This window comes from Polaromonas sp. Polasp52 (assembly GCF_059491565.1).
The window spans coordinates 4,015,357-4,034,659 of the sequence record NZ_CP168513.1 but is presented as its reverse complement, the minus strand read 5'-3'; the positions used below and the strand labels follow the sequence as shown (position 1 = coordinate 4,034,659).

18 protein-coding genes and 2 riboswitches are annotated in these 19,303 nt (G+C 64.7%); of the genes, 10 read left to right on the top strand and 8 right to left on the bottom strand.

The genetic code is table 11. The annotated features are described in order from the left end of the window. Window positions 1–306: 306 nt before the first annotated feature. From ACEN9P_RS18925 to ACEN9P_RS18880, 10 genes are all read left to right on the top strand, one after another. On the top strand, window positions 307–804 hold the full coding sequence (locus ACEN9P_RS18925; RefSeq protein ID WP_495620135.1) for a hypothetical protein: 498 nt from the start codon (window positions 307–309) through the stop codon (window positions 802–804). 50 nt (window positions 805–854) lie between these two features. Further along, window positions 855–1,874: a D-erythronate dehydrogenase gene (gene denD / locus ACEN9P_RS18920; RefSeq protein ID WP_477660872.1), complete on the top strand. Its 1,020-nt coding sequence runs from the start codon at window positions 855–857 to the stop codon at window positions 1,872–1,874. A gap of 73 nt (window positions 1,875–1,947) precedes the next feature. Then, the gene (locus ACEN9P_RS18915) at window positions 1,948–2,919 is read left to right on the top strand and encodes a TRAP transporter substrate-binding protein (protein ID WP_477660871.1); all 972 of its coding nucleotides are present in this window, start codon (window positions 1,948–1,950) and stop codon (window positions 2,917–2,919) included. Window positions 2,920–3,037: 118 nt separating this feature from the next. Then, complete coding sequence (locus ACEN9P_RS18910; protein ID WP_477660870.1) at window positions 3,038–3,532, top strand: TRAP transporter small permease; 495 nt, start codon at window positions 3,038–3,040, stop codon at window positions 3,530–3,532. Further along, window positions 3,529–4,806 (top strand): TRAP transporter large permease, encoded by a 1,278-nt coding sequence (locus ACEN9P_RS18905; protein WP_495620134.1) that lies wholly within the window; start codon window positions 3,529–3,531, stop codon window positions 4,804–4,806. The genes ACEN9P_RS18910 and ACEN9P_RS18905 overlap by 4 nt, the downstream gene beginning before the upstream one ends. Before the next feature lie 75 nt (window positions 4,807–4,881). Continuing rightward, window positions 4,882–5,445, top strand: coding sequence for a hypothetical protein (locus ACEN9P_RS18900; RefSeq protein WP_495620133.1), 564 nt, complete (start codon window positions 4,882–4,884; stop codon window positions 5,443–5,445). Between the two features lie 35 nt (window positions 5,446–5,480). Then, window positions 5,481–5,586: riboswitch (glycine riboswitch) on the top strand. Between the two features lie 19 nt (window positions 5,587–5,605). Then, a riboswitch (glycine riboswitch) is annotated at window positions 5,606–5,707 on the top strand. A gap of 128 nt (window positions 5,708–5,835) precedes the next feature. Next, complete coding sequence (gene gcvT, locus ACEN9P_RS18895) at window positions 5,836–6,909, top strand: glycine cleavage system aminomethyltransferase GcvT (protein ID WP_495622196.1); 1,074 nt, start codon at window positions 5,836–5,838, stop codon at window positions 6,907–6,909. Between the two features lie 59 nt (window positions 6,910–6,968). Further along, window positions 6,969–7,334, top strand: coding sequence for a glycine cleavage system protein GcvH (gene gcvH, locus ACEN9P_RS18890; RefSeq protein WP_007868705.1), 366 nt, complete (start codon window positions 6,969–6,971; stop codon window positions 7,332–7,334). A gap of 56 nt (window positions 7,335–7,390) precedes the next feature. Beyond that, the gene (gene gcvP, locus ACEN9P_RS18885) at window positions 7,391–10,285 is read left to right on the top strand and encodes an aminomethyl-transferring glycine dehydrogenase (RefSeq protein ID WP_495620132.1); all 2,895 of its coding nucleotides are present in this window, start codon (window positions 7,391–7,393) and stop codon (window positions 10,283–10,285) included. Between the two features lies 1 nt (window position 10,286). After that, window positions 10,287–11,042 (top strand): sulfite exporter TauE/SafE family protein, encoded by a 756-nt coding sequence (locus ACEN9P_RS18880; protein ID WP_495620131.1) that lies wholly within the window; start codon window positions 10,287–10,289, stop codon window positions 11,040–11,042. 18 nt (window positions 11,043–11,060) lie between these two features. Here ACEN9P_RS18880 and ACEN9P_RS18875 read toward each other — a convergent pair whose 3' ends face one another. The 8 genes from ACEN9P_RS18875 to ACEN9P_RS18840 form a co-directional block, all read right to left on the bottom strand. Then, entirely contained in the window at window positions 11,061–11,858 is a 798-nt protein-coding gene (locus ACEN9P_RS18875; protein WP_495620130.1) for a transglutaminase-like domain-containing protein, read from the bottom strand. 161 nt (window positions 11,859–12,019) lie between these two features. After that, window positions 12,020–13,159, bottom strand: coding sequence for a mannitol dehydrogenase family protein (locus tag ACEN9P_RS18870; RefSeq protein WP_495620129.1), 1,140 nt, complete (start codon window positions 13,157–13,159; stop codon window positions 12,020–12,022). A 13-nt stretch (window positions 13,160–13,172) separates the two neighbouring features. Continuing rightward, a complete protein-coding gene (locus tag ACEN9P_RS18865) occupies window positions 13,173–14,183 on the bottom strand; it encodes a zinc-binding alcohol dehydrogenase family protein (RefSeq protein WP_495620128.1) in 1,011 nt (336 codons plus the stop codon). A gap of 22 nt (window positions 14,184–14,205) precedes the next feature. After that, on the bottom strand, window positions 14,206–14,535 hold the full coding sequence (locus ACEN9P_RS18860; RefSeq protein WP_495620127.1) for an L-rhamnose mutarotase: 330 nt from the start codon (window positions 14,533–14,535) through the stop codon (window positions 14,206–14,208). A gap of 18 nt (window positions 14,536–14,553) precedes the next feature. Next, entirely contained in the window at window positions 14,554–15,390 is an 837-nt protein-coding gene (locus ACEN9P_RS18855) for an amidohydrolase family protein (protein WP_495620126.1), read from the bottom strand. A gap of 102 nt (window positions 15,391–15,492) precedes the next feature. Then, window positions 15,493–16,437: an ABC transporter substrate-binding protein gene (locus ACEN9P_RS18850; RefSeq protein ID WP_495620125.1), complete on the bottom strand. Its 945-nt coding sequence runs from the start codon at window positions 16,435–16,437 to the stop codon at window positions 15,493–15,495. 65 nt (window positions 16,438–16,502) lie between these two features. Then, window positions 16,503–17,486, bottom strand: a complete 984-nt coding sequence (locus ACEN9P_RS18845) for an ABC transporter permease (RefSeq protein ID WP_477660858.1) — start codon at window positions 17,484–17,486, stop codon at window positions 16,503–16,505. A 39-nt stretch (window positions 17,487–17,525) separates the two neighbouring features. Then, window positions 17,526–19,085 (bottom strand): sugar ABC transporter ATP-binding protein, encoded by a 1,560-nt coding sequence (locus tag ACEN9P_RS18840; protein WP_495620124.1) that lies wholly within the window; start codon window positions 19,083–19,085, stop codon window positions 17,526–17,528. Between the last annotated feature and the right edge of the window lie 218 nt (window positions 19,086–19,303).

Here is a 19,303-nt window from a genome sequence, read left to right as displayed (position 1 = left end):
CATCCTAGAAGTTGCACAATGACTATCCCCTAACTTGGGGGGACGTGGGTGCCGTCGAAGTTCTTTGCAAACCCACAGTGATCTGCGGACTGTCACAAGTCAGCGCCTCATCTTGTCTTTCCACTGCAGCCAAGCCGCGCAGTCCGTGAGTGCTTTCCACTTATAGCTAATCCGCTCCAGGTCCCCGCTGGAGATCGTGTGATCTGCCGTCTTGCCGGAGCCAGGCGGCGGCCTGACCCAACCTAAAAAAGCTGATCCGTAGAAGCGCAAAGCACAATACCCTTCGTCGTTATTATTTGCAGGACTATGCTGAAGAAAATCCTAATCCCGATCCTCGTCATCCTTAGTGGATGTGCGACCCAATATCCCGGTCCTCGTTCCGACTCGAACTCCCAAGTGTTCGTCAAGGCGTCTGGCCTACATCCGCATCCGGCGTACCCTGATGACAAGCTACTAGTCCGTGTCTTTCTCGGTAAGCAACCTCAACTCGAGGGAGTTGGCCTGGGCGCGATCACGCTCACCCCCGAGAAGCTCTCCAGCGAGTTCAAGTTAGACCAGGGCGTGGAGTACACCCTCTGGGTAAGTACTATTGAGAGCAATTTCGGAGGCTTCACCTCGTGCGGATTTGTCCTGCCACTCACGCCCGAGAAGGACGAGAGCTATTCGATCGAGTTCCAGACGCGCAAGGTCGACTGCGATGTTCTTGTGTCGACGACGAACAAGCTAGGGACCAAGGCAAAAGTTCTGGAAGCTACAAACGTCGCTGGCAGAACGCAGTTTCGCGTAAAAGTGGTGCGCTACTAGGAACATGAGTGGCGGAGACCAAGAACAGTCATAACGGAGACAAAACACAAATGAATATCGTCATCACCGGCGGCGCCGGATTCCTGGGCGCCAGGCTGGCACGGCAGCTGCTCGAAAAGGGAAAACTGTCCCTTGCGGGTGGTACGCCACAAACCATCCAGACCATCACACTGGTCGATCGAATTGCACCGCCCTCGGCGCTGACGGCGGATTCGAGGATTCGCGCCGTGGTCGGCGACCTGAACGAACTGCTAGCAAGCGGCGCCGCTTCGCAGGTGGTGCGCGCCGAAGACGCGCTGGTGTTCCATCTGGCCGCAGCCGTCAGCGGCGAATGCGAGGCCGACTTCGACCTCGGCATGCGCAGCAATGTCGACGCCACGCGTGCGTTGCTGCAGGCCTGCCGCCAGCTGGGAAGCTCGCCCACCGTGGTGTTCGCGAGCTCGCTCGCGGTGTTCGGCAATTCACCGGCGCAGCCCCTGCCGCCGGTGATAGACGACCGCACCCTGCCCACGCCGCAGAACAGCTACGGCATCCAGAAATTCATCGGCGAGCAGCTGGTGGCCGACTATGCGCGCAAGGGTTTCATCCGCGGGCGCAATGTGCGGCTGATGACGGTCAGCGTGCGGCCCGGCAAGCCCAACGGCGCGGCTTCCAGCTTTTTGAGCGGCATGATCCGCGAGCCGCTGGCGGGCCTGCGCGCGGCCTGCCCGGTGCCGCCCGAAACCGCCGTGGCCCTGTCGTCTCCCGCGCGAACCATTGAAGGGCTGGTGCGCGCGGCCGAGGCCGGCGATGCCGAATGGGGCGCGCGCACGGCTGTCAACCTGCCGGCGCTCAAGACCACCGTGGGCGAAATGGCCGCCGCGCTGGAACGCGCGGCCGGCAAACAAACCGCGGCCATGATTGACTGGACACCCGACCCGGCCATCGCCAACATCGTGACCAGCTGGCCGGCCACCATAGACACGGCGCGGGCCCGCGCCTTGGGCCTCTTGCCCGACAGGGACTTTGACAGCATCATCGCCGCGTACTTAAGCGAAAACCCGCGCACGCCCCCTCGGAAGCCGACGTAATAATAGGTGTGCATACGGCTTGCTGTACGCCGTCGTCGCGAATTTTTCTGAACAACGACTATTTGGAGACACCATGAAAATTTCAAAACTGCTGGTCGGCATGGCTTTGGGCCTGGGATTCATCGCATCGGTGAGCGCGCAAAGCACCATGCGCATCAGCATTTCCACCGCCCAGAACTCGCACCAGGGTGTTGCCATCGACACCTTCGCCAGGGAAGTCGAAAAACGCACGGCCGGCCGCTACAAGATCCAGACCTTCTATAACGGCGCACTGGGCGGCGAACGCGAATCCATCGAGGCCGTGCAACTGGGCACCCAGGAACTGGCCTTCTCGTCCACCGGACCGGTGCCCAATTTTGTGCCCGAGACCAAAATCCTCGACGTGCCCTTTCTGTTTCGCGACAAGGCGCATGCGCGCGCCGTGCTGGACGGCCCCATCGGCCAGGATCTCCTGACCAAATTCGACGCCAAGGGCTTCAAGGCGCTGGCCTGGGCCGAGAACGGCTTTCGCCACATGACCAACAGCAAGCGCGATGTGAAGCTGCCGGAAGACCTGAAGGGGCTGAAGATGCGCACCATGGAGAACCCGGTGCACATCGCGGCCTACAAGGGCCTGGGCATCATCACCACGCCCATGGCCTTTCCTGAGGTATTCACCGCGCTGCAGCAGGGCACCGTCGACGGCCAGGAGAACCCGCTGTCCGTGATCATGTCCGCCAAGTTCGACCAGGTGCAAAAGCACCTGACGCTGACCGGCCATGTGTATTCGCCCTGCATTTTCCTGATGAACAAGGCCTCCTTCGACAAGCTCAGCGCCGCCGACAAGACGGCCTTCATCGACGCGGCCAAGGAGGCGACCAAAGCCAACCGCGCCCGCGTCGACCAGGACGACGCCAACGGCGTGGCCGACCTGCGCGCCAAGGGCATGACCGTGATCGAGAACGTCGACAAAGCGAAGTTCGTGGCCACGCTGGCGCCCGTCAATGCCGAATTCGAGAAGCAGTTCGGCAAGGCCAATATCGACGCGATCCGCAACTACAAGTAAGGGCGCGCAGGCTGCGGTTTTTGCCACGGTTTGCCGCAGCCGGCGTCGCTGAATACGCCCGCAGGCATCGTACTGGCGGGCGTTTTCCATCCACCTTCCCCTCTCCACCGGCCCTCTCATGAAACAAGCTTTCCTCAAACTTGAGCGATGGACCACCGGCTTTTCCATGCTGGTGGCCTGCCTGATGCTCGTCATCGCGGCGATGCTCGGGATGTTCCAGATCGTCACGCGCTTCGTCCTTGAGCAACCCGCCGAGTGGAGCGAAATCCTGATCCGCCTGAGCCTGATCTGGATGGTGTTCATGGGCATCCCCATGGCCTTCCGGCAAGGTGCCATGGTCAGCGTGGACGTGCTCTACCGCTGGAGCCCGCCGCGCGTGCGGCGCCTGCTGGACTGGCTGGTCTGCCTGGCCGCCCTGGCGTTGATCGCGGTGATCGTCTGGTGGGGCTGGGACTATTCACTGCGCGGCCGCGTGCAGTCCATGGCGGGCCTGGAATCCGTCTCGATGTTCTGGGGCTATGTGGCCATGCCGGTCGGCGGCATGTTCTGCGTGATCGGCCTCATCGGCAACCTGATCGATCCGCAGCGCAACGAACTGGAGACGGCGCAATGACCGCGGTCATGATTTCCACCATGGTGCTGTGCTTTGCGCTCACCGTTTCGGTAGCCGTGTCCATAGGCCTGGCGTCGATCTTCGGCATCCAGGCGTCCAACGCCAACATGCTGATCTCCGTCAAGGAGATGTTCTCTTCCATCAACAAGTTTCCCCTGGCAGCCATTCCCTTCTTCATCCTGGCCGGCAACCTGATGGAAACCGGCGGCATCTCGCGCCGCCTGGTCGAATTTGCCAAAAGCATCGTGGGCGGCATCCAGGGCGGCCTGCCCATGACCTGCGTGCTGACCTGCATGATTTTCGCGGCCGTGTCCGGCTCGTCGGTCGCCACGACCTTTGCCATAGGCGCCATCCTGATACCGGCGCTCATCAAGCATGGCTACCCCACCGCCTACGCCGCGGCCCTGCAGGCCACCAGCGCGGAACTGGGCGTGATCATCCCGCCGTCCATCCCCATGATTCTTTATGGCGTCAGCGCCGAGGTCTCCATCGGCGAGCTCTTTATCGCCGGCTTCGGCCCGGGCTTGCTGATCGGCTTCGCGCTCATGCTGTTCGTGCATCTGTACTGCCGCTGGAAGGGCTGGGGCAAGCACGATGGCGACGGCAGGCTGAGCTTCGGTAAGGCGGCCTGGCAGGCAGGCTGGGCGCTGCTGATGCCCGTGATCATCCTGGGCGGCATTTACGGCGGGATTTTCACGCCGACCGAGGCGTCCGCCGTGGCGGTGTTCTACGCACTGGTCGTCGGCGTCGTGATCTACCGCGAAATCAAGCTGGCCGACCTCTACGCCATCCTGCGCAAGTCGGTGCTCTCCAGCGCCGTGATCATGTTCATCATCGCCAACGCCGGGCTGTTCGCCTTTTTGATCACCCGGGCCGGCGTGCCGGATGCCATCGGCCACTGGCTGGAAGCCGTGCTGCAGTCACCCGCCATCTTCCTGCTGGGCGTCAACGCGGCGCTGTTCGTCATCGGCATGTTCATCGAGACCAGCGCCGCCATCATCGTGCTGGCGCCCATCCTGGCGCCGGTAGCGGTGCATTTCGGCATAGACCCGGTGCACTTCGGGCTGGTGATGGTGGTCAACCTCGCGCTGGGCATGATCACACCGCCTTTTGGCGTGAACCTGTTCGCGGCCTGCACCGTCGCCAGGATATCGCTGGACCGCATCGTCACCCACCTGGTTCCCTTTGTAGTGGTCATCCTGGCCTGCCTGATGGTGATCACTTACGTACCGCAGCTGTCATTGGGCTTGCGCGACCTGGTCTACGCCAAATAGCTTTTTCGGGCAGGGGTTTCACGCGCTTGTCATCTGGGGGCCCGATGCTCAGGCTTTCATTTGAGGATGAAATCCATGCAGCTCCACAAAACCGACCGCGCCCGCGCCGAGCTCAGGCCCGGCGTGAGAACGCTTGGCCAGCGCGAGCGCACCCTGCTGCTGATGGCCGACGGCAGCAAATCCGCCCAGGATTTCCGACCGCTGTTCGACGGTGACGGCGAGGCCATCGCCCTGCGCCTGCTGCGCGAAGGCTTTCTGGAGGCGCATCCGGGCAAGACCTCCACATCGGCCGCAGCGCCCGCACCCGCGCCGGCACCCACACCCGCGCAGTTGCAGAACTTTCCCAGCCCCGAGACCACCCAGGCCATCCAGGTGTCGGCCGACCAGTTTGAAGGCAAGCGCTCGCTCGCTACGACGCGCATGTTCCTGTTCGACATCTGCGAACGCATGTTCGCCCGCCGCGACCCGGTCATGGCCGAGCGCTTTCGCGAAGCCCTGCGCAATGCCAAGGACCGCGAGAGCATGCTCACGGCTTCACGCGACATGATCGAGGAAATCGAAAAAATCGCGGGCCACGAGCGCGCCGACTCCATCAGCGAGCGCATCGCCATGCTGCTGCCGCATCACCAGGCGGCCTGATCCATCCGGCCGGCCCGGCAGCCGCTTCCGTTACACTTGCCGGGTCAGGAGAGAGTTTTCCCCGCGAAAACCGCCGAAGGCGCACGTACACCCCCTTTTGGTGCACTGAACGCTCAGGCAAAAGGACTGGCAACCGCCCTGCGGCGCACCACGCGGCAAGGCGTTCCCTACTGGAGAGAGGCCGTCGCCAGGACGGCCCACCGAAGGAGCAAACCCGCATCGCCGGGCGAATCTCTCAGGTAAAGTGGACAGCAGGGGCAACTCATGGATCCAGAACCTGTTTGCCCCTCCCCGGAGAATGCCTTGTCCGATTCGTCCACCTCTTCCGCCGCCCCCGAAAGCCTGCTGAAAACGCCGCTGCACGCGCTGCACCTGGAGCTGGGCGCGCGCATGGTGCCTTTCGCGGGCTATTCCATGCCGGTGCAATACCCCGCGGGCCTGATGGCCGAGCACCACCACACACGCCAGGCCGCCGGCCTCTTTGATGTGTCCCATATGGGCCAGCTGCGCCTGGTGGGCGCCGACGCCGCGGCGGCGCTGGAATCGCTGATCCCGGTCGACGTCATCGACCTGCCCGCCGGCAAGCAGCGCTACGGCCTGCTGCTCAATGACGAGGGCGGCATCATCGACGACCTGATGTTCTTCAACCGCGACTACGCCCATGGCGGCGACCTGTTCGTCATCGTCAACGGCGCCTGCAAGGTCGGCGACATCGCGCACATCCAGGCCAAGATAGGCGCGCGCTGCCAAGTCATCCCCATGCCCGAGATGGCGCTGCTGGCGCTGCAGGGCCCGCAGGCCGTCACGGCGCTGCAGCGCCTGGCGCCCGGCGTCGAAAAGCTGGTGTTCATGACCGGCGGGCGCTTCACGGTGGCCGGCTGCGACTGTTTCCTCACGCGCAGCGGCTACACCGGTGAAGACGGCTTTGAAATTTCCGTCCATGGTTCGCAGGCCGAGGCGCTGGCGCGCGCGCTGCTCGCCCAGCCCGAGGTCAAGCCCGTAGGCTTGGGCGCGCGCAACTCGCTGCGCCTGGAAGCGGGCCTGTGCCTCTACGGCAACGACATTGACACCACGACCACGCCGGTGGAAGCCAGCCTCAACTGGGCCATGCAAAAAGTGCGGCGCACGGGCGGCGCGCGCGCGGGCGGTTTCCCCGGCGCGGACAAAATCCTGGCCCAGCTGGCCGACCCCGCCACGCTGGCGCGCAAGCGCGTGGGCCTGGTGGCGCTGGAGCGCGTTCCCGTGCGCGACCATACAGAGCTGCAAGCCACCGACGGCACAAGCATCGGCGAAGTCACCAGCGGCCTGCTGGGCCCGACCATCAACCAGCCGGTGGCCATGGGCTATGTGAAACCCGAATTCGCCGCCCTGGGCACACGCGTGAATGCCATCGTGCGCGGCAAGGCCGTGCCCATGGAAGTCGCGGCCATGCCTTTTGTTCCCACCCGCTACTACCGTGGTTAACCGTGGTTAAGCGCGGCTAAAACCTTCTTTCCCCACCCCTCAACCCTCCGGAGATTCTCATGACCGTCAAATACACCGAAGACCACGAATGGCTCAAGATTGAAGGTGACACCGCCACCGTCGGCATCACCGTGCATGCGCAGGACGCGCTGGGCGACGTGGTGTTTGTGGACCTGCCCGCCGTGGGCACGAGCTTCGCGCAAAAGGAAACCGCCGGCGTGGTCGAGTCGGTCAAAGCCGCCGCCGACGTCTACATGCCCGTGAGCGGCGAAGTGACCGCCATCAACGAAGCGCTGAAGGACGACCCGTCCCTGGCCAACAGCGACCCCATGGGCGCCGGCTGGTTCTTCAAGATCAAGCTGTCCGACCCTTCGCAGCTTGACGCACTGATGGACGAAACCCGCTACACCGCCTTCGCCGCCTGATTTCCCGGCCTTTACTTTCTTGACTTCCTGCTGCCAAGCCTGACACGGAACCCGACATGTTGATGCAAACCGCCAAGCCCCTGGGCGACCTTGAAAACCCTTCCGAATTCATCGCCCGCCACATCGGCATCGACGAAACCGACGAAGTCCACATGCTCAGCGTCGTGGGCTCGGCCTCGCGCCGCGAGCTGGTCGAAGGCATTGTTCCGCGCTCCATCGCGCGCAGCACGCCCATGGCCATCCCGGCCCCGGTCACGGAAGCCGCCGCGCTCAAGCAGCTCAAGGCCATCGCGGCCAAGAACAAGGTGTTCAAGAACTTCATAGGCCAGGGCTACTACGGCACTTACACGCCGGGCGTGATCCTGCGCAACATCCTCGAGAACCCCGCCTGGTACACCGCCTACACGCCTTACCAGGCCGAAATCTCGCAGGGCCGCATGGAAGCGCTGATCAATTTCCAGACCATGGTCTGCGACCTGACCGGCATGCCGATTGCCAACGCCTCCATGCTCGACGAGGCCACGGCCGCCGCCGAGGCCATGACCCTGGCCAAGCGCAGCGTCAAAAGCAAAAGCAACGTCTTCATCGTGGCGGGCGACTGCCATCCGCAAACCATCGAAGTGATACAGACCCGGGCCAAACCGCTGGGCATCACGGTCAAGGTCAGCACGGCGGCCGTCACGGTGCCGCAGCTGATGGCCGAGGGCGACTACTTCGGCGTGCTGGCCCAGTACCCGGCCACCACCGGCAGCATCCACGACCTGCGCCCGCTCGCGGGCCAGGCCCACGTCGACGGCGCGGCCCTGTGCGTCGCGGCCGACCTGCTGGCGCTCACGCTGCTCGCCCCGCCCGGCGAATGGGACGCCGACATCGTGCTGGGCAACACCCAGCGCTTCGGCATGCCCATGGGCAACGGCGGCCCGCACGCCGCTTACCTGGCCTGCCGCGACGAGTTCAAGCGCTCGCTGCCGGGCCGCCTGGTCGGCGTCAGCGTCGACAGCCACGGCAACCCGACCTACCGCCTGGCGCTGCAGACGCGCGAGCAGCACATACGCCGCGAAAAAGCCACTTCCAACATCTGCACCGCGCAGGTGCTGCCGGCCGTCATCGCCAGCATGTACGCCGTCTACCACGGCCCGCAGGGCCTCAAGCGCATCGCCGAGCGCGTGGCGGCCTACACCGCCGTATTTGTGCGCGGCCTGCAGGAGCTGGGCTACGAAATCACCAACACCGGCGCCTTCGATTCCGTGACCGTGAAGACCGGCGACGCGACCACCGCGATCGCCGAGCGCGCGCGCCAGGCCGGCGCCAACCTGCGCTTTCGCCTGAACAACCACCTGGGCGTGTCGCTGGACGAAACCACCAGCCGCAAGGACATCGAACTGCTCTGGTCCTTCTTCGCCAAACCCGGCCAGACGATTCCCGTGGTCAGCGCCTTCGAAAAAGGCGTGGAATCGCTGATCCCCGCCGAGCTGCGCCGCGCCACGCCTTTCCTCGCGCACCCGGTGTTCAACACCCACCATTCCGAAACCGGCATGCTGCGCTACATCCGCATGCTCAGCGACAAGGACCTGGCGCTGGACCGCAGCATGATCCCGCTGGGCAGCTGCACCATGAAGCTCAACGCGACCAGCGAGATGATTCCCATCACCTGGCCCGAGTTCGCCAACATCCATCCCTTCGCGCCCGCCGATCAGCTGCAAGGCTATGCCGAGCTCGACAAGCAGTTGCGCGACTGGCTGTGCCAGGCCACCGGCTATGCCGGCATCAGCTTGCAGCCCAACGCCGGCTCGCAGGGCGAGTACGCCGGCCTGCTGGCCATCAAGGCCTTCCATGAAGCCAAGGGCCAGGGCCACCGCAACATCTGCCTGATCCCATCCTCGGCCCACGGCACCAACCCGGCCAGCGCGCAGATGGTGGGCATGAGCGTGGTCGTGACCGCCTGCGACGCGCGCGGCAACGTGGACATGGCCGACCTCCAGGCCAAATGCGAACAGCACAGCGACAAGCTGGCCTGCGTGATGATCACCTACCCGAGCACGCACGGCGTGTTTGAAACCCAGGTCAAAGAACTCTGCGCCATGGTGCACAGCCACGGCGGCCGTGTCTACGTGGACGGCGCCAACATGAACGCGCTGGTCGGCGTGGCCGCGCCCGGCGAGTTCGGCGGCGACGTGAGCCACCTGAACCTGCACAAGACCTTCTGCATCCCGCACGGCGGCGGCGGCCCGGGCGTGGGCCCGGTCTGCGTGGTGGCCGACCTGGTGCCCTACCTGCCCGGCCATGCGACGGCGGGCATTCCCGGCAACGGCGTGGGCGCCGTCTCGGCGGCGCCCCTGGGCAATGCCGCGGTGCTGCCCATCAGCTGGATGTACTGCCGCATGATGGGCCCCGAGGGCCTGACACAGGCGACCGAGGTCGCCATCCTGAGCGCCAACTACATCAGCTCGCGCCTCAAAGACCACTACCCGACGCTGTACGCCAGCGAAAACGGCCATGTGGCCCACGAGTGCATCCTGGACCTGCGCCCGCTGAAAGAAACCAGCGGCGTCAGCGCCGAGGACGTGGCCAAGCGCCTGATGGACTACGGCTTCCATGCGCCCACGCTGAGCTTTCCCGTGCCCGGCACGCTGATGGTGGAGCCCACCGAAAGCGAAACCCTGGCCGAGCTGGACCGTTTCATTGACGCGATGATCGCGATACGCGACGAGATCCGCAAAGTCGAAGCCGGCCAATGGCCGCAGGACAACAACCCGCTCAAGCATGCGCCGCATACCGCGGCCAGCCTGCTGGGCGCCGACTGGGACAGGCCCTACTCGCGCGAAACCGGCGGCTTCCCGCTGGCCTCGCTCAAGCAGGCCAAGTACTGGCCGCCCGTGGGCCGGGTCGACAACGTCTACGGCGACCGCAACCTGTTCTGCAGCTGCGTGCCCGTGAGCGATTACGCCTGAGTTGGACGCGCAGATTGTCCTGATCGTCGCGGGCGCGGCGGCGGCGGGCTTTGTCCAGGGCCTGTCGGGCTTTGGCTTCAGCCTGGTCGCCATGTCGTTCTGGGCCTGGGCCATAGACCCGAAGCTGGCGGCTGTGATGGCGGTGTTCGGCGGGCTGACGGGCCAGCTCATGGCGGCCTTCACGGTCAGCCGCAACACCGACTGGAAGCGCCTGCTGCCGTTTCTGGCAGGCGGCCTGCTGGGGCTGCCACTGGGCTTGCTGCTGTTGCCCCGGCTTGATGTCCAGCTGTTCAAGCTGTTCCTCGGCGTGTTGCTGGCGGCATGGTGCCCGGCCATGCTGTTTTCGGGCAAGCTTCCGCGCATCCACCACGGAGGGCGCATCGCCGACGGCGCGGCAGGCGTTGCCGGCGGCTTCATGGGTGCCCTGGGCGGGTTCAGCGGCGTCATTCCGACGCTGTGGTGCACCCTGCGGGGCTACGAGAAAGCGGACCAGCGTGCCGTCATCCAAAACTTCAACCTGGCCGTGCTGACCGTTACCATGGCCAGCTACGCGGCCGCCGGCCTGGTCACCCGCGAGACGCTGCCCATGCTGGCCATCGTCGCGCCTGCCGCGCTCATCTGCGCCTGGCTGGGCGGGCGGGTTTACACCGGCATCAGCGACCTGGCCTTTCGCAGGCTGGTGCTGAGCCTGCTGACCTGCTCCGGCCTGGCCATGCTGGTCTCATCGGTGCCGGAGTTGCTGCGGCGAATCGGCTAGGCCCTAGCGCATTTCGTCTCAAGTGGAACGGGAACTGGCCCGCAACTCGCGAATGGCTTTGATCATGGTGGGCGCCAGCATATTCCAGTGCAAGGCCCGCAGCGACCGGCGGTAACGCAGCCCGCTGCCCCCCAGGGCAGCCGACACCAGTTCCAGAGGATCGCTCACCACGCACAGAAGCCGCTTGATCATGGGGTCCTGCTCGCTGGGCTTGCCGCCCAGGAAGGCGTCGTTCTTCCCGTCCCACAGAAGCTGGGCGTTGACGTGAATGCCCCAGCCGCATTCCCAGCCGTTCGCCTTCAGGTGTTCAAGGGCGGCAGCCACGTATTCGGCATCGAAGATAAATGTGTCGGTGCGCACCCAGCGGCCCAGCCAGATCTCCGCCAGCGGGCGCGCCGCCGGCGTGGCCCTGGGAATCAGGCCGCGCAGCATTTCGCCGTTCATCTCCATGTAGCGCACCCGCGCCGGGATGCCGGCGGAGCGCATCAGCGCGATCAGCAGGGTCACCTTGTCGTCGCCGTCGCCTCCGCGCGCCTCGAGCACGTCACGGGCCGTCGGGTATTGGAGCTTGACCCGCTTGGTATAAGGCAGGTGCTTGACGAAGCGGTAGATGGCCAGCGCCTTGTCGCGATCGGTGCGGCACAGCTGGACCAGTGCGCGAGCCTTCAGGCGCAGCTTGGTGTCGTCCAGGTCCAGCAGCGGCGTCGTGCCGAGCCAGTCCTGCGGCCGGTCGCTGACTTTTTTATACAGCCGGCGCGGCGGATCGAATTGTGCGGCAAGTGCCACCATGGGATCACCACGGAGTGAATCGTTCACGCATGGTAACCCCGCAGGCGCAATTGCGGAGAATTTCGGTTCCACGCCAGGGCCCTGGGGGTCTGGCTCCTTCTTCCTCGGGGAGAAGGCAGACAACAGGGCCCGCGGCGTGGGATGTTGCATCGCAGCATGCCATCAAAAGCGGGTGGCCTGCCGGCGCTTCAGGGAGCGCACGGGGTGCCTCCGGTATCGGCCAGCGCATTGCGCAGCTGGGTCTGTGCAATGGGCAGTTGCAGCGCCACGGCGCGCTCCACCACGGGTGCCAGGCGGCGCAGCTTCTTTTGCGCATGGTCTTTGGCAATGTCGGCCAGGCGGTGTTCCAGAAACGGGTTGAGCAGGCGGTCGCGCAATTCCACCAGGTAGGCGCGGGCCTCGTGGCCTGAGCCCTCGGCGTCAAATACCGGCAGCACCTCGTCGGCCCACACGGCTTCCAGCAGAGTGCGCAGCGCCGGGGTGTGCATGGCCTGCACCACGGTCATGTCGGCGGCGCCGCCCAGCAGCTGCCAGCGTTCGGCCAGTATCGTGTGGCCCAGGTTCAGCAGCCAGAGCTTGCGTTGCTCAAAGGGGGCCAGTGCATCCGTCACCACCACGGCCGGATGGCTGCAAGGAAGCACCATGCGCGGCTGGCGCTCGATGGCCCACAGCGCATAGGGCTCGGCGACCGCGCCGGCGGGTTCCAGCGGGGACGAGACGATGCGGTCCACCAGTGAATTGACCCACACGCAGTGCTCCCGCACGTAGCGAAGGAAGTCGGGTGCAAGGCCCCAGCCCTGCGCCAGCGTGGCTACCAGCTTGCGCAGCGTGTCGCCGTTGCGGCTGACCAGTTCGCAGGGGTATAGCGTCAGGGGAGCCTGCGGCTGCTGCTGCCAGCGGTGGTGCAAAAGCGCCACCAGCTTGGCCGGGTAGCTGCGCGGCGCCGTCGCGGGGCTGTGCAGCAGCGCCGCGGTGTCGGAGTCGTCCAGCACATAGCCCATATCCGCCGTGTTGGAGATGACGACCTGCACGGTGGTGGCCATGGCATCGCGCAATTGTGCCCAGTCGCGGCGGGCATGCCAGACGGCTTGTACCGCGTTCACCTGCACGGTTTCTTCGATACGCCGGCCCTGTTGCATGCCGCGCAGTTCCACGCGGTAGCCATGTGCCAGTGCCGCGGCGCGCGCACTGCTCTGCGGGCTGTCCGTGCTCTGCACGACGGTAATGCCGCCCAGCGCCTGACCTTGGGCCAGGGCCTGGGACACAAACAGGTCCGCATGCGCCTGCAGAAAGCGCCCGGTGCCGAACTGGAGGATGGGCGTGCTCACGTGCAAATCCCTGTCAGCATTCGATCAGCGCCTTGACCACACCCTGCGTGGGGTCCAGCAAGGTGGCGAATTGGGCGGGTACATCGGCCAGGGCCATGCGGTGAGTGTTGAGTGCCGCGGTGGGGATTTTGCCGCCGCGCATCGCCTCCAGCACCGTTTCAAAGTCTTCCATGGTGGCATTGCGGCTGCCCAGCAGCGTGGCCTCGCGTTTGTGAAATTCCGGATCGGCGAACGTGATGTTGTCCCGTACGATCGACACCAGCACATACTTGCCGCCATGGGCAATGAACTGGAAGCCGCGCTCCATGGCCTTTGCGTTGCCCGTGGCGTCAAAAACGACGTCGTAAAAATCTCCATCAGTGAGCGCACGCAATTCGTCCACGTCGTTGTCGGCGATCAAGACACCCGCATGCGCACCCAGCTGTTGTTTGCAGAAGTCCACCCTCTCCTTTCGCGTGTCCAGCGCCGTGACCTGGCCGCCACGCAGGCCGGCGAACAGCAGGACGGCCATGCCGATGGGGCCCGTCCCCACTACCAGCACGCGCTGGCCGGGCTGCACGTCGGCGCGGCGCACGGCGTGGGCACCAATGGCCAGGAATTCCAGCATGGCGGCCTGGTCCAGCGAGACACCTTCCGCCTTGCGCACAAACTGCGCGGGTACGTTCAGATACTCGGTGAAGGCGCCGTCGCGGTGCACGCCCAGCACCTGGATATGGACGCAGCAGTTGGTCTTGCCCTGGCGGCAGGCAACACAGCGGCCGCAGGACAGGTAAGGCATGACAAAGACCGTGTCGCCGGGCTGGAGGGAACTGCCCGCCGGAGCCTCCTCCACGGTACCCGCGACTTCGTGGCCCATGACGCGTGGATAGGCCAGGAAGGGTTGTGTGCCGGTGAAGATGTGCAGATCGGTGCCGCACACCCCCACACGGCGGATGCGCAGCAGCACATCGCCTTCATCGCGGATGGGCATGGCCGCGTCGACCGTGCGCAGCACGCCGGGAGTTTCGCAAATGACTGTGAGCATAGATGTCCTCGGGTGGAAGTGGTTAGTCGATGTGGAATACGGATTCCATGGCGGCCCAGTGCTCGCCCGGGCCGCGGGTTTCAAGGGGGCGCTGGCAGGGGCCGCACAGGGCCCACCAACGCTGCGTTTGCGCATCGGCGGCGATAGCCGCCATATCCGCGTCAAAGTCCTGGCCGTGGTATTCCCAGTAGCCGAACAGCAGGTTTTCCGGCTCCCGCAGAAAGATGCTGTAGTTGCGCACCTGTGACTGGTGAATGCGCTGCAGCACAGCGGGCCAGACGGCCGCGTGCAGGCGCTTGTATTCGGCGATGTGTTGGGGGTCGATACCAATGACCCATCCCATTCGTTGCATGCAATCTCCGTATAAATGTCAGTCAAGGTGGTACAGGCGGCGCGCATTGCCGCCAAAGATGGCCGCCATGCCGGCGTCGTCCATGCCCGGGTGGGCGCGGCACAGGGCGCGGGCCATGGCCAGCCAGCCGGGGTAGTCGGCTGCCAGCTCCAGTACCGGCCAGTCACTGCCCCAGATCAGCCGGCGCACGCCGAAGACCTTCAGGACATGGTCCACATACGGGCCCAGCGCCTGCGCGGTGGGCTGGGCACCGGCCTCGGTGAGCAACCCGGAGAGCTTGCAGTGCACCTGGGGCAGGCTAGCCAGCGTTTCCATGTGGGCGCGCCAGGGCTCCAGCCGCCCCAGGGCGATTTCGGGCTTGGCCGCGTGGTCGATGACGATGGACAGCGAGGGATGGCGCCGGGCCATGGCCTGCAGCGCCGGCAGATGCCGGGGCAGCACCAGGGCATCGAACACCAGTCCGTGGGCTTGCATGGCGCGCAGGGCCGGGTCCAATGCGGGCTTGCTGATCCAATCGGTATCGGGCAGGTCCTGCAGCATGGGGCGCAGCCCCTTGAGCTTGGGGTGACGCGCCAGCGCTGCGATGTGCGCGGCGGCATCCGCGGCGAGCAGGTCTACCCAGCCCACGACACCCAGCACGAAGGGATTGCGCTGCGCTATCTCCAGCAGGTAGTGGGTGTCGGCGATGGTGGGCAGCGACTGGACCAGCACGGTAGCGCCCACCTCGCATCGCTCCAGTTCGGGGCGCAAGTCGGCGGGGCCAAAGTCGCGGTAGATGGCGGTCAGGTCGGCCGGCGGCCAGTGGCCGTTGCGGTCCGCCAGGTTCCAGAAATGCTGGTGCGCGTCGATCAGCATGGGATTTTCTTCAGGCTGGGCGGGAAAGGTGTTTCAAATCCGTGGTGTGCATAGGCCCTCCTCCGGCAGCCGGTGCCGGAGGTATCCTTGGGTTCGGCTGGTTCAGTAGAGAACGTTCTTGGCGGCGGGTGTGTCGATGTTTTTCTTGTTCACCATCAACACGCCGGTATCGCGGAAGGCCGGCACTTTCTTGCCTTCCACAATTTCCGCCACGGTCTTTACGCCCAGGTTGCCCATCTCGAAGGCGCTTTGCACGGCAATCGCCTCGATGGTGCCGTCTTTCACAAAGCCTTGCAGGTCGGAGTTGCCGTCAAAGCCGATGGCGACCACTTTGCCGGCTTTGCCCGCTTGAACCAGTGCGCGGCCCATGCCGATGGCGGTGGGCTCGTTGGCGCCGAAGATGCCCTTGAGGTCGGGATTGGCCGCCAGCACGTCGGTGGTCTGGTTCAGTGCGGTACCCATCTGCGAGTTGGAATAGAAGGGACCCACGATCTGCAGCTTGGAGTGCTTCTTGATGTAGTCGGTGAAGCCTCCCACGCGGCCGATTTCAGAGCCCGAGCCCGCGGTGTAGGACATGATGGCAATCTTGCCGGTGGTGCCGATCTTGTCGATCAGCGTCTTGGCGGACATTTCTCCGGCGGCCTTGTTGTCGGTGGCCAGGAAGGACTGGTAATAAGGCTTGCCGGCATCCGATGCGGCGGAGTCAATCAACACAACCGGGATCTTGGCTTCCCAGGCCTTTTTGATGGCGGGGATCAGGGCATCCGGATCCGAAGGCGCCAGCACAATGCCGGCGACCTTGCGGTTCACGGCGTTTTCCACCAGGGATACCTGCCCGGCCAGGTCGGTGTCGGATGCCGCGCCCTGGAAGGTGGCGGTGTAGCCCTTGAGGCCGCCTACGGCGGCGTTGGAGCCTTTTTTCACGTTTTGCCAGAAGTCCGAGTTGGCGGTCTTCACGATGACGGCGATTTCCTTGTCGGCGGCCAGGGCCATCGACGACGCAGCCACCAGGGCGGCTGCGATCAGGGTGTGGATAAATTTTTTCATTTCTTTCCTCATGGGTGGTTGTAGAGGTTGTCTCTCGAAGTCCCGGTAAGCCCTGCCGGTAGGGATCACTTGCGATGGCGCATCTGGTCGATCCAGACGGCCAGGAGGATGACGACGCCAATCAGAATTTGCTGGGTGAAAGCGGACACGCCGCTCATGTTCAAACCGTTGCGCAGGATGCCGATCACGAACGCGCCAATGACGGTGCCCGACACCGTGCCCACACCGCCCGTGAGCGAGGTGCCGCCTATCACCGCGGCGGCAATGGCATCCAATTCGTACATCAGGCCCTCACTGGGCTGGGCCGTGACCAGGCGTGACATCAGCACGCAGCCGGTCAGCCCGGCCAGCAGGCCGGAAAGCACGTAGGCAAACAGCGTCACGCCCTTGACGTTCACGCCCGAAAGCCGGGCGGCTTCCAGGTTGGAGCCGATGGCGTACAGATGGCGCCCCAGCGTGGCGCGGTTCAGCAGGATGGAGACGGCCAGCGCCAGCGCGACCATGAGCACCACGGGATAGGGAATGCCGACGAACACCACGTCAGGGAAACCGTCCGCACCGATATTGACGATGCGGAACAAGGCTCCGTTGCCCAGTGCCGCAAAGCTGTCGCCCAGGCCGCTGATCGCGCGGGCGTCGGTCAGCTGCAAGGCCACGCCGCGTGCCACCAGCATCATTCCCAAGGTGGCAATAAAGGGCGGCAGCTTGAGCACCGTCACGCACAGGCCGTTGATCAGCCCGCACAGCCCGCCGACCAGCAGGCCGGCAAACATGCCCAGCGGCACGGGCGCGCCCGCCTTGACCAGCATGGCCGCCACGACGCCGGCCAGCGCCAGGATGGCGCCTACCGAGAGGTCAATACCGCCGGTGATGATCACGCAGGTCGCCGCGATGCCGAGGTAGGCAATGGACGTCACCTGGAGCGCCACGGTCATGCCGTTGCCCACGCTGAAAAAGGCGTTGCTGGTGAACGAGAAGATGGCGATGAGTCCCAGCAGGCTGGCCAGCGCGGCAAATTTTTGAAACAGGTCTTGTTGTTGTTCGGTCATGGTGGGGTCCGGGGAAAGGGTCTTGGAGGGCTCAGCTGCTCAGTTGGCAGAGGGCACGCTGCGGCCGGAGGCGTAGTGCATGACTTCCTCCTGATGAGTCTCGCGGGTGGGGCGTATGGTGACCAGGCGGCCTTCATGGAAGACCGCGACACGGTCGGTCATCCCCATGATTTCGGGCAGCTCGGAGCTGATCAACACGACGCCGATACCCTGGCCGGCGAGCTGGTCCAGCAACTGGTAGATCGCGTACTTGGCGCCCACATCAATGCCGCGTGTGGGTTCGTCAAAGAACAGCACGCGTGATTCACGGAACAGCCATTTGCTGATCACGAGTTTTTGCTGGTTGCCGCCCGAGAGCAGGCGCACGATCTGGCTGCTGCCGGGCGTGCGGATGTCGAGCGCGCCGATGTAGTGGCGTGCGGCATCCTGCTCTTTGGCAAACTGGATCATGCCCGCACGGTTGGACACGGCCTCCATATGGGCCAGCGTGATGTTCTGTGCCACGGTCATCTTCAATGCCAGCCCGTCGTGCTTGCGGTCCTCCGACAGGTAGGCCAGCCCCTGGCGCACGGCATCCCGCGGCGAGCGAATGGCCAGGCGCTGCCCGCCCAGAAACACCTCGCCGGCGTCGATGGGGTCGGCACCAAAAATGGCGCGGGCCACTTCGGTGCGGCCAGCCCCCATGAGCCCCGCAAAGCCCAGGATTTCGCCGCGGCGCAGCTCAAAGTTCACGTCGTGAAACACGCCTTGGCGCGTCAGGCCCTGCACGCGCAACAACACCTCACTGGTGGGCACGGATGTTCTCTTGGGGAATACATCGTCCAGCGGGCGCCCCACCATCTTGGCCACGATCTCTTCCACGCTGGTGTCGGCCAGCTGTTCGGTGGACACGTAGCGCCCGTCGCGCAAGACGGTGACCCGGTCCACGATGAGCGCCAGCTCGTCGAGGCGGTGGGAGATGTAGACAATACCCACCCCCGTGCGCTTGAGCTCGTGGATGATGGCAAACAGCGTCTCGGTCTCCGACTCCGTGAGGGAGGACGTGGGCTCGTCCATGATGAGCACCTGGGCGTTGAGCGACAGCGCCTTGGCAATTTCCACCATCTGCTGCTGGGCCACCGACAGGGTTTTGACCAGCGCGTCCGGTGCGATGTCCAGTCCCAGCCGGTCCAGGCACTGCTGTGCCTGGCGGCGCAGCGCCGCCCGGTCAATCAGCCAGCCTTTGCGTGGTTCGCGGGCCAAGTAAATGTTTTCGGCCACCGTGAGGTGCGGCGCCAGGTTCAGTTCCTGGTGAATGATGGCTATGCCGACAGCCTCGGATTCGGCGGGGGATTGGAACTGGCGGACCTCGCCGCGGTAGTGCAGGGCCCCCGCATCGGGCTGGTACTGGCCGCTGATCACCTTCATCAGCGTCGATTTGCCTGCGCCGTTTTCGCCGCACACCGCGTGGACCTCGCCACTTCGCACCTCAAAACTCACGCCGTCCAGTGCCAGCACCCCTGGGAAGCGTTTGGTAATCCCTTCCAGGCGCAACAGCACGCCAGCCTCGGCGGGGCTGGGCGCCTCGGGACGGACGGGATCGGACACGGATGACAGCAATGCGAACTCCTCTGGGCGGATCAGGGGGACGGAAGGAATGAATTTGCAGCTTTGCAAATTGGTAAGGCCACCTGACACAATTTGGCGTATTTGGCCTTACCAAGGGGTGCGTGTGTATTGGTGCTTACCCGTGGCCTCAGGGTCACAACCGGTGTGAAAAGACGAAAAAAAGCCTGCGCAATTGCACAGGCCTGACCAAGGGAGCTTAAGGGCGCGGA

Excerpts from the sequence above, each read along its gene's own strand:
- ACEN9P_RS18925 (WP_495620135.1), top strand. The coding sequence starts at position 307 with ATGCTGAAGAAAATCCTAATCCCGATCCTCGTCATCCTTAGTGGATGT.
- denD (WP_477660872.1), top strand. The coding sequence starts at position 855 with ATGAATATCGTCATCACCGGCGGCGCCGGATTCCTGGGCGCCAGGCTG.
- ACEN9P_RS18915 (WP_477660871.1), top strand. The coding sequence starts at position 1,948 with ATGAAAATTTCAAAACTGCTGGTCGGCATGGCTTTGGGCCTGGGATTC.
- ACEN9P_RS18910 (WP_477660870.1), top strand. The coding sequence starts at position 3,038 with ATGAAACAAGCTTTCCTCAAACTTGAGCGATGGACCACCGGCTTTTCC.
- ACEN9P_RS18905 (WP_495620134.1), top strand. The coding sequence starts at position 3,529 with ATGACCGCGGTCATGATTTCCACCATGGTGCTGTGCTTTGCGCTCACC.
- ACEN9P_RS18900 (WP_495620133.1), top strand. The coding sequence starts at position 4,882 with ATGCAGCTCCACAAAACCGACCGCGCCCGCGCCGAGCTCAGGCCCGGC.
- gcvT (WP_495622196.1), top strand. The coding sequence starts at position 5,836 with ATGGTGCCTTTCGCGGGCTATTCCATGCCGGTGCAATACCCCGCGGGC.
- gcvH (WP_007868705.1), top strand. The coding sequence starts at position 6,969 with ATGACCGTCAAATACACCGAAGACCACGAATGGCTCAAGATTGAAGGT.
- gcvP (WP_495620132.1), top strand. The coding sequence starts at position 7,391 with ATGTTGATGCAAACCGCCAAGCCCCTGGGCGACCTTGAAAACCCTTCC.
- ACEN9P_RS18865 (WP_495620128.1), bottom strand. The coding sequence starts at position 14,183 with ATGCTCACAGTCATTTGCGAAACTCCCGGCGTGCTGCGCACGGTCGAC.
- ACEN9P_RS18860 (WP_495620127.1), bottom strand. The coding sequence starts at position 14,535 with ATGCAACGAATGGGATGGGTCATTGGTATCGACCCCCAACACATCGCC.
- ACEN9P_RS18855 (WP_495620126.1), bottom strand. The coding sequence starts at position 15,390 with ATGCTGATCGACGCGCACCAGCATTTCTGGAACCTGGCGGACCGCAAC.
- ACEN9P_RS18850 (WP_495620125.1), bottom strand. The coding sequence starts at position 16,437 with ATGAAAAAATTTATCCACACCCTGATCGCAGCCGCCCTGGTGGCTGCG.
- ACEN9P_RS18845 (WP_477660858.1), bottom strand. The coding sequence starts at position 17,486 with ATGACCGAACAACAACAAGACCTGTTTCAAAAATTTGCCGCGCTGGCC.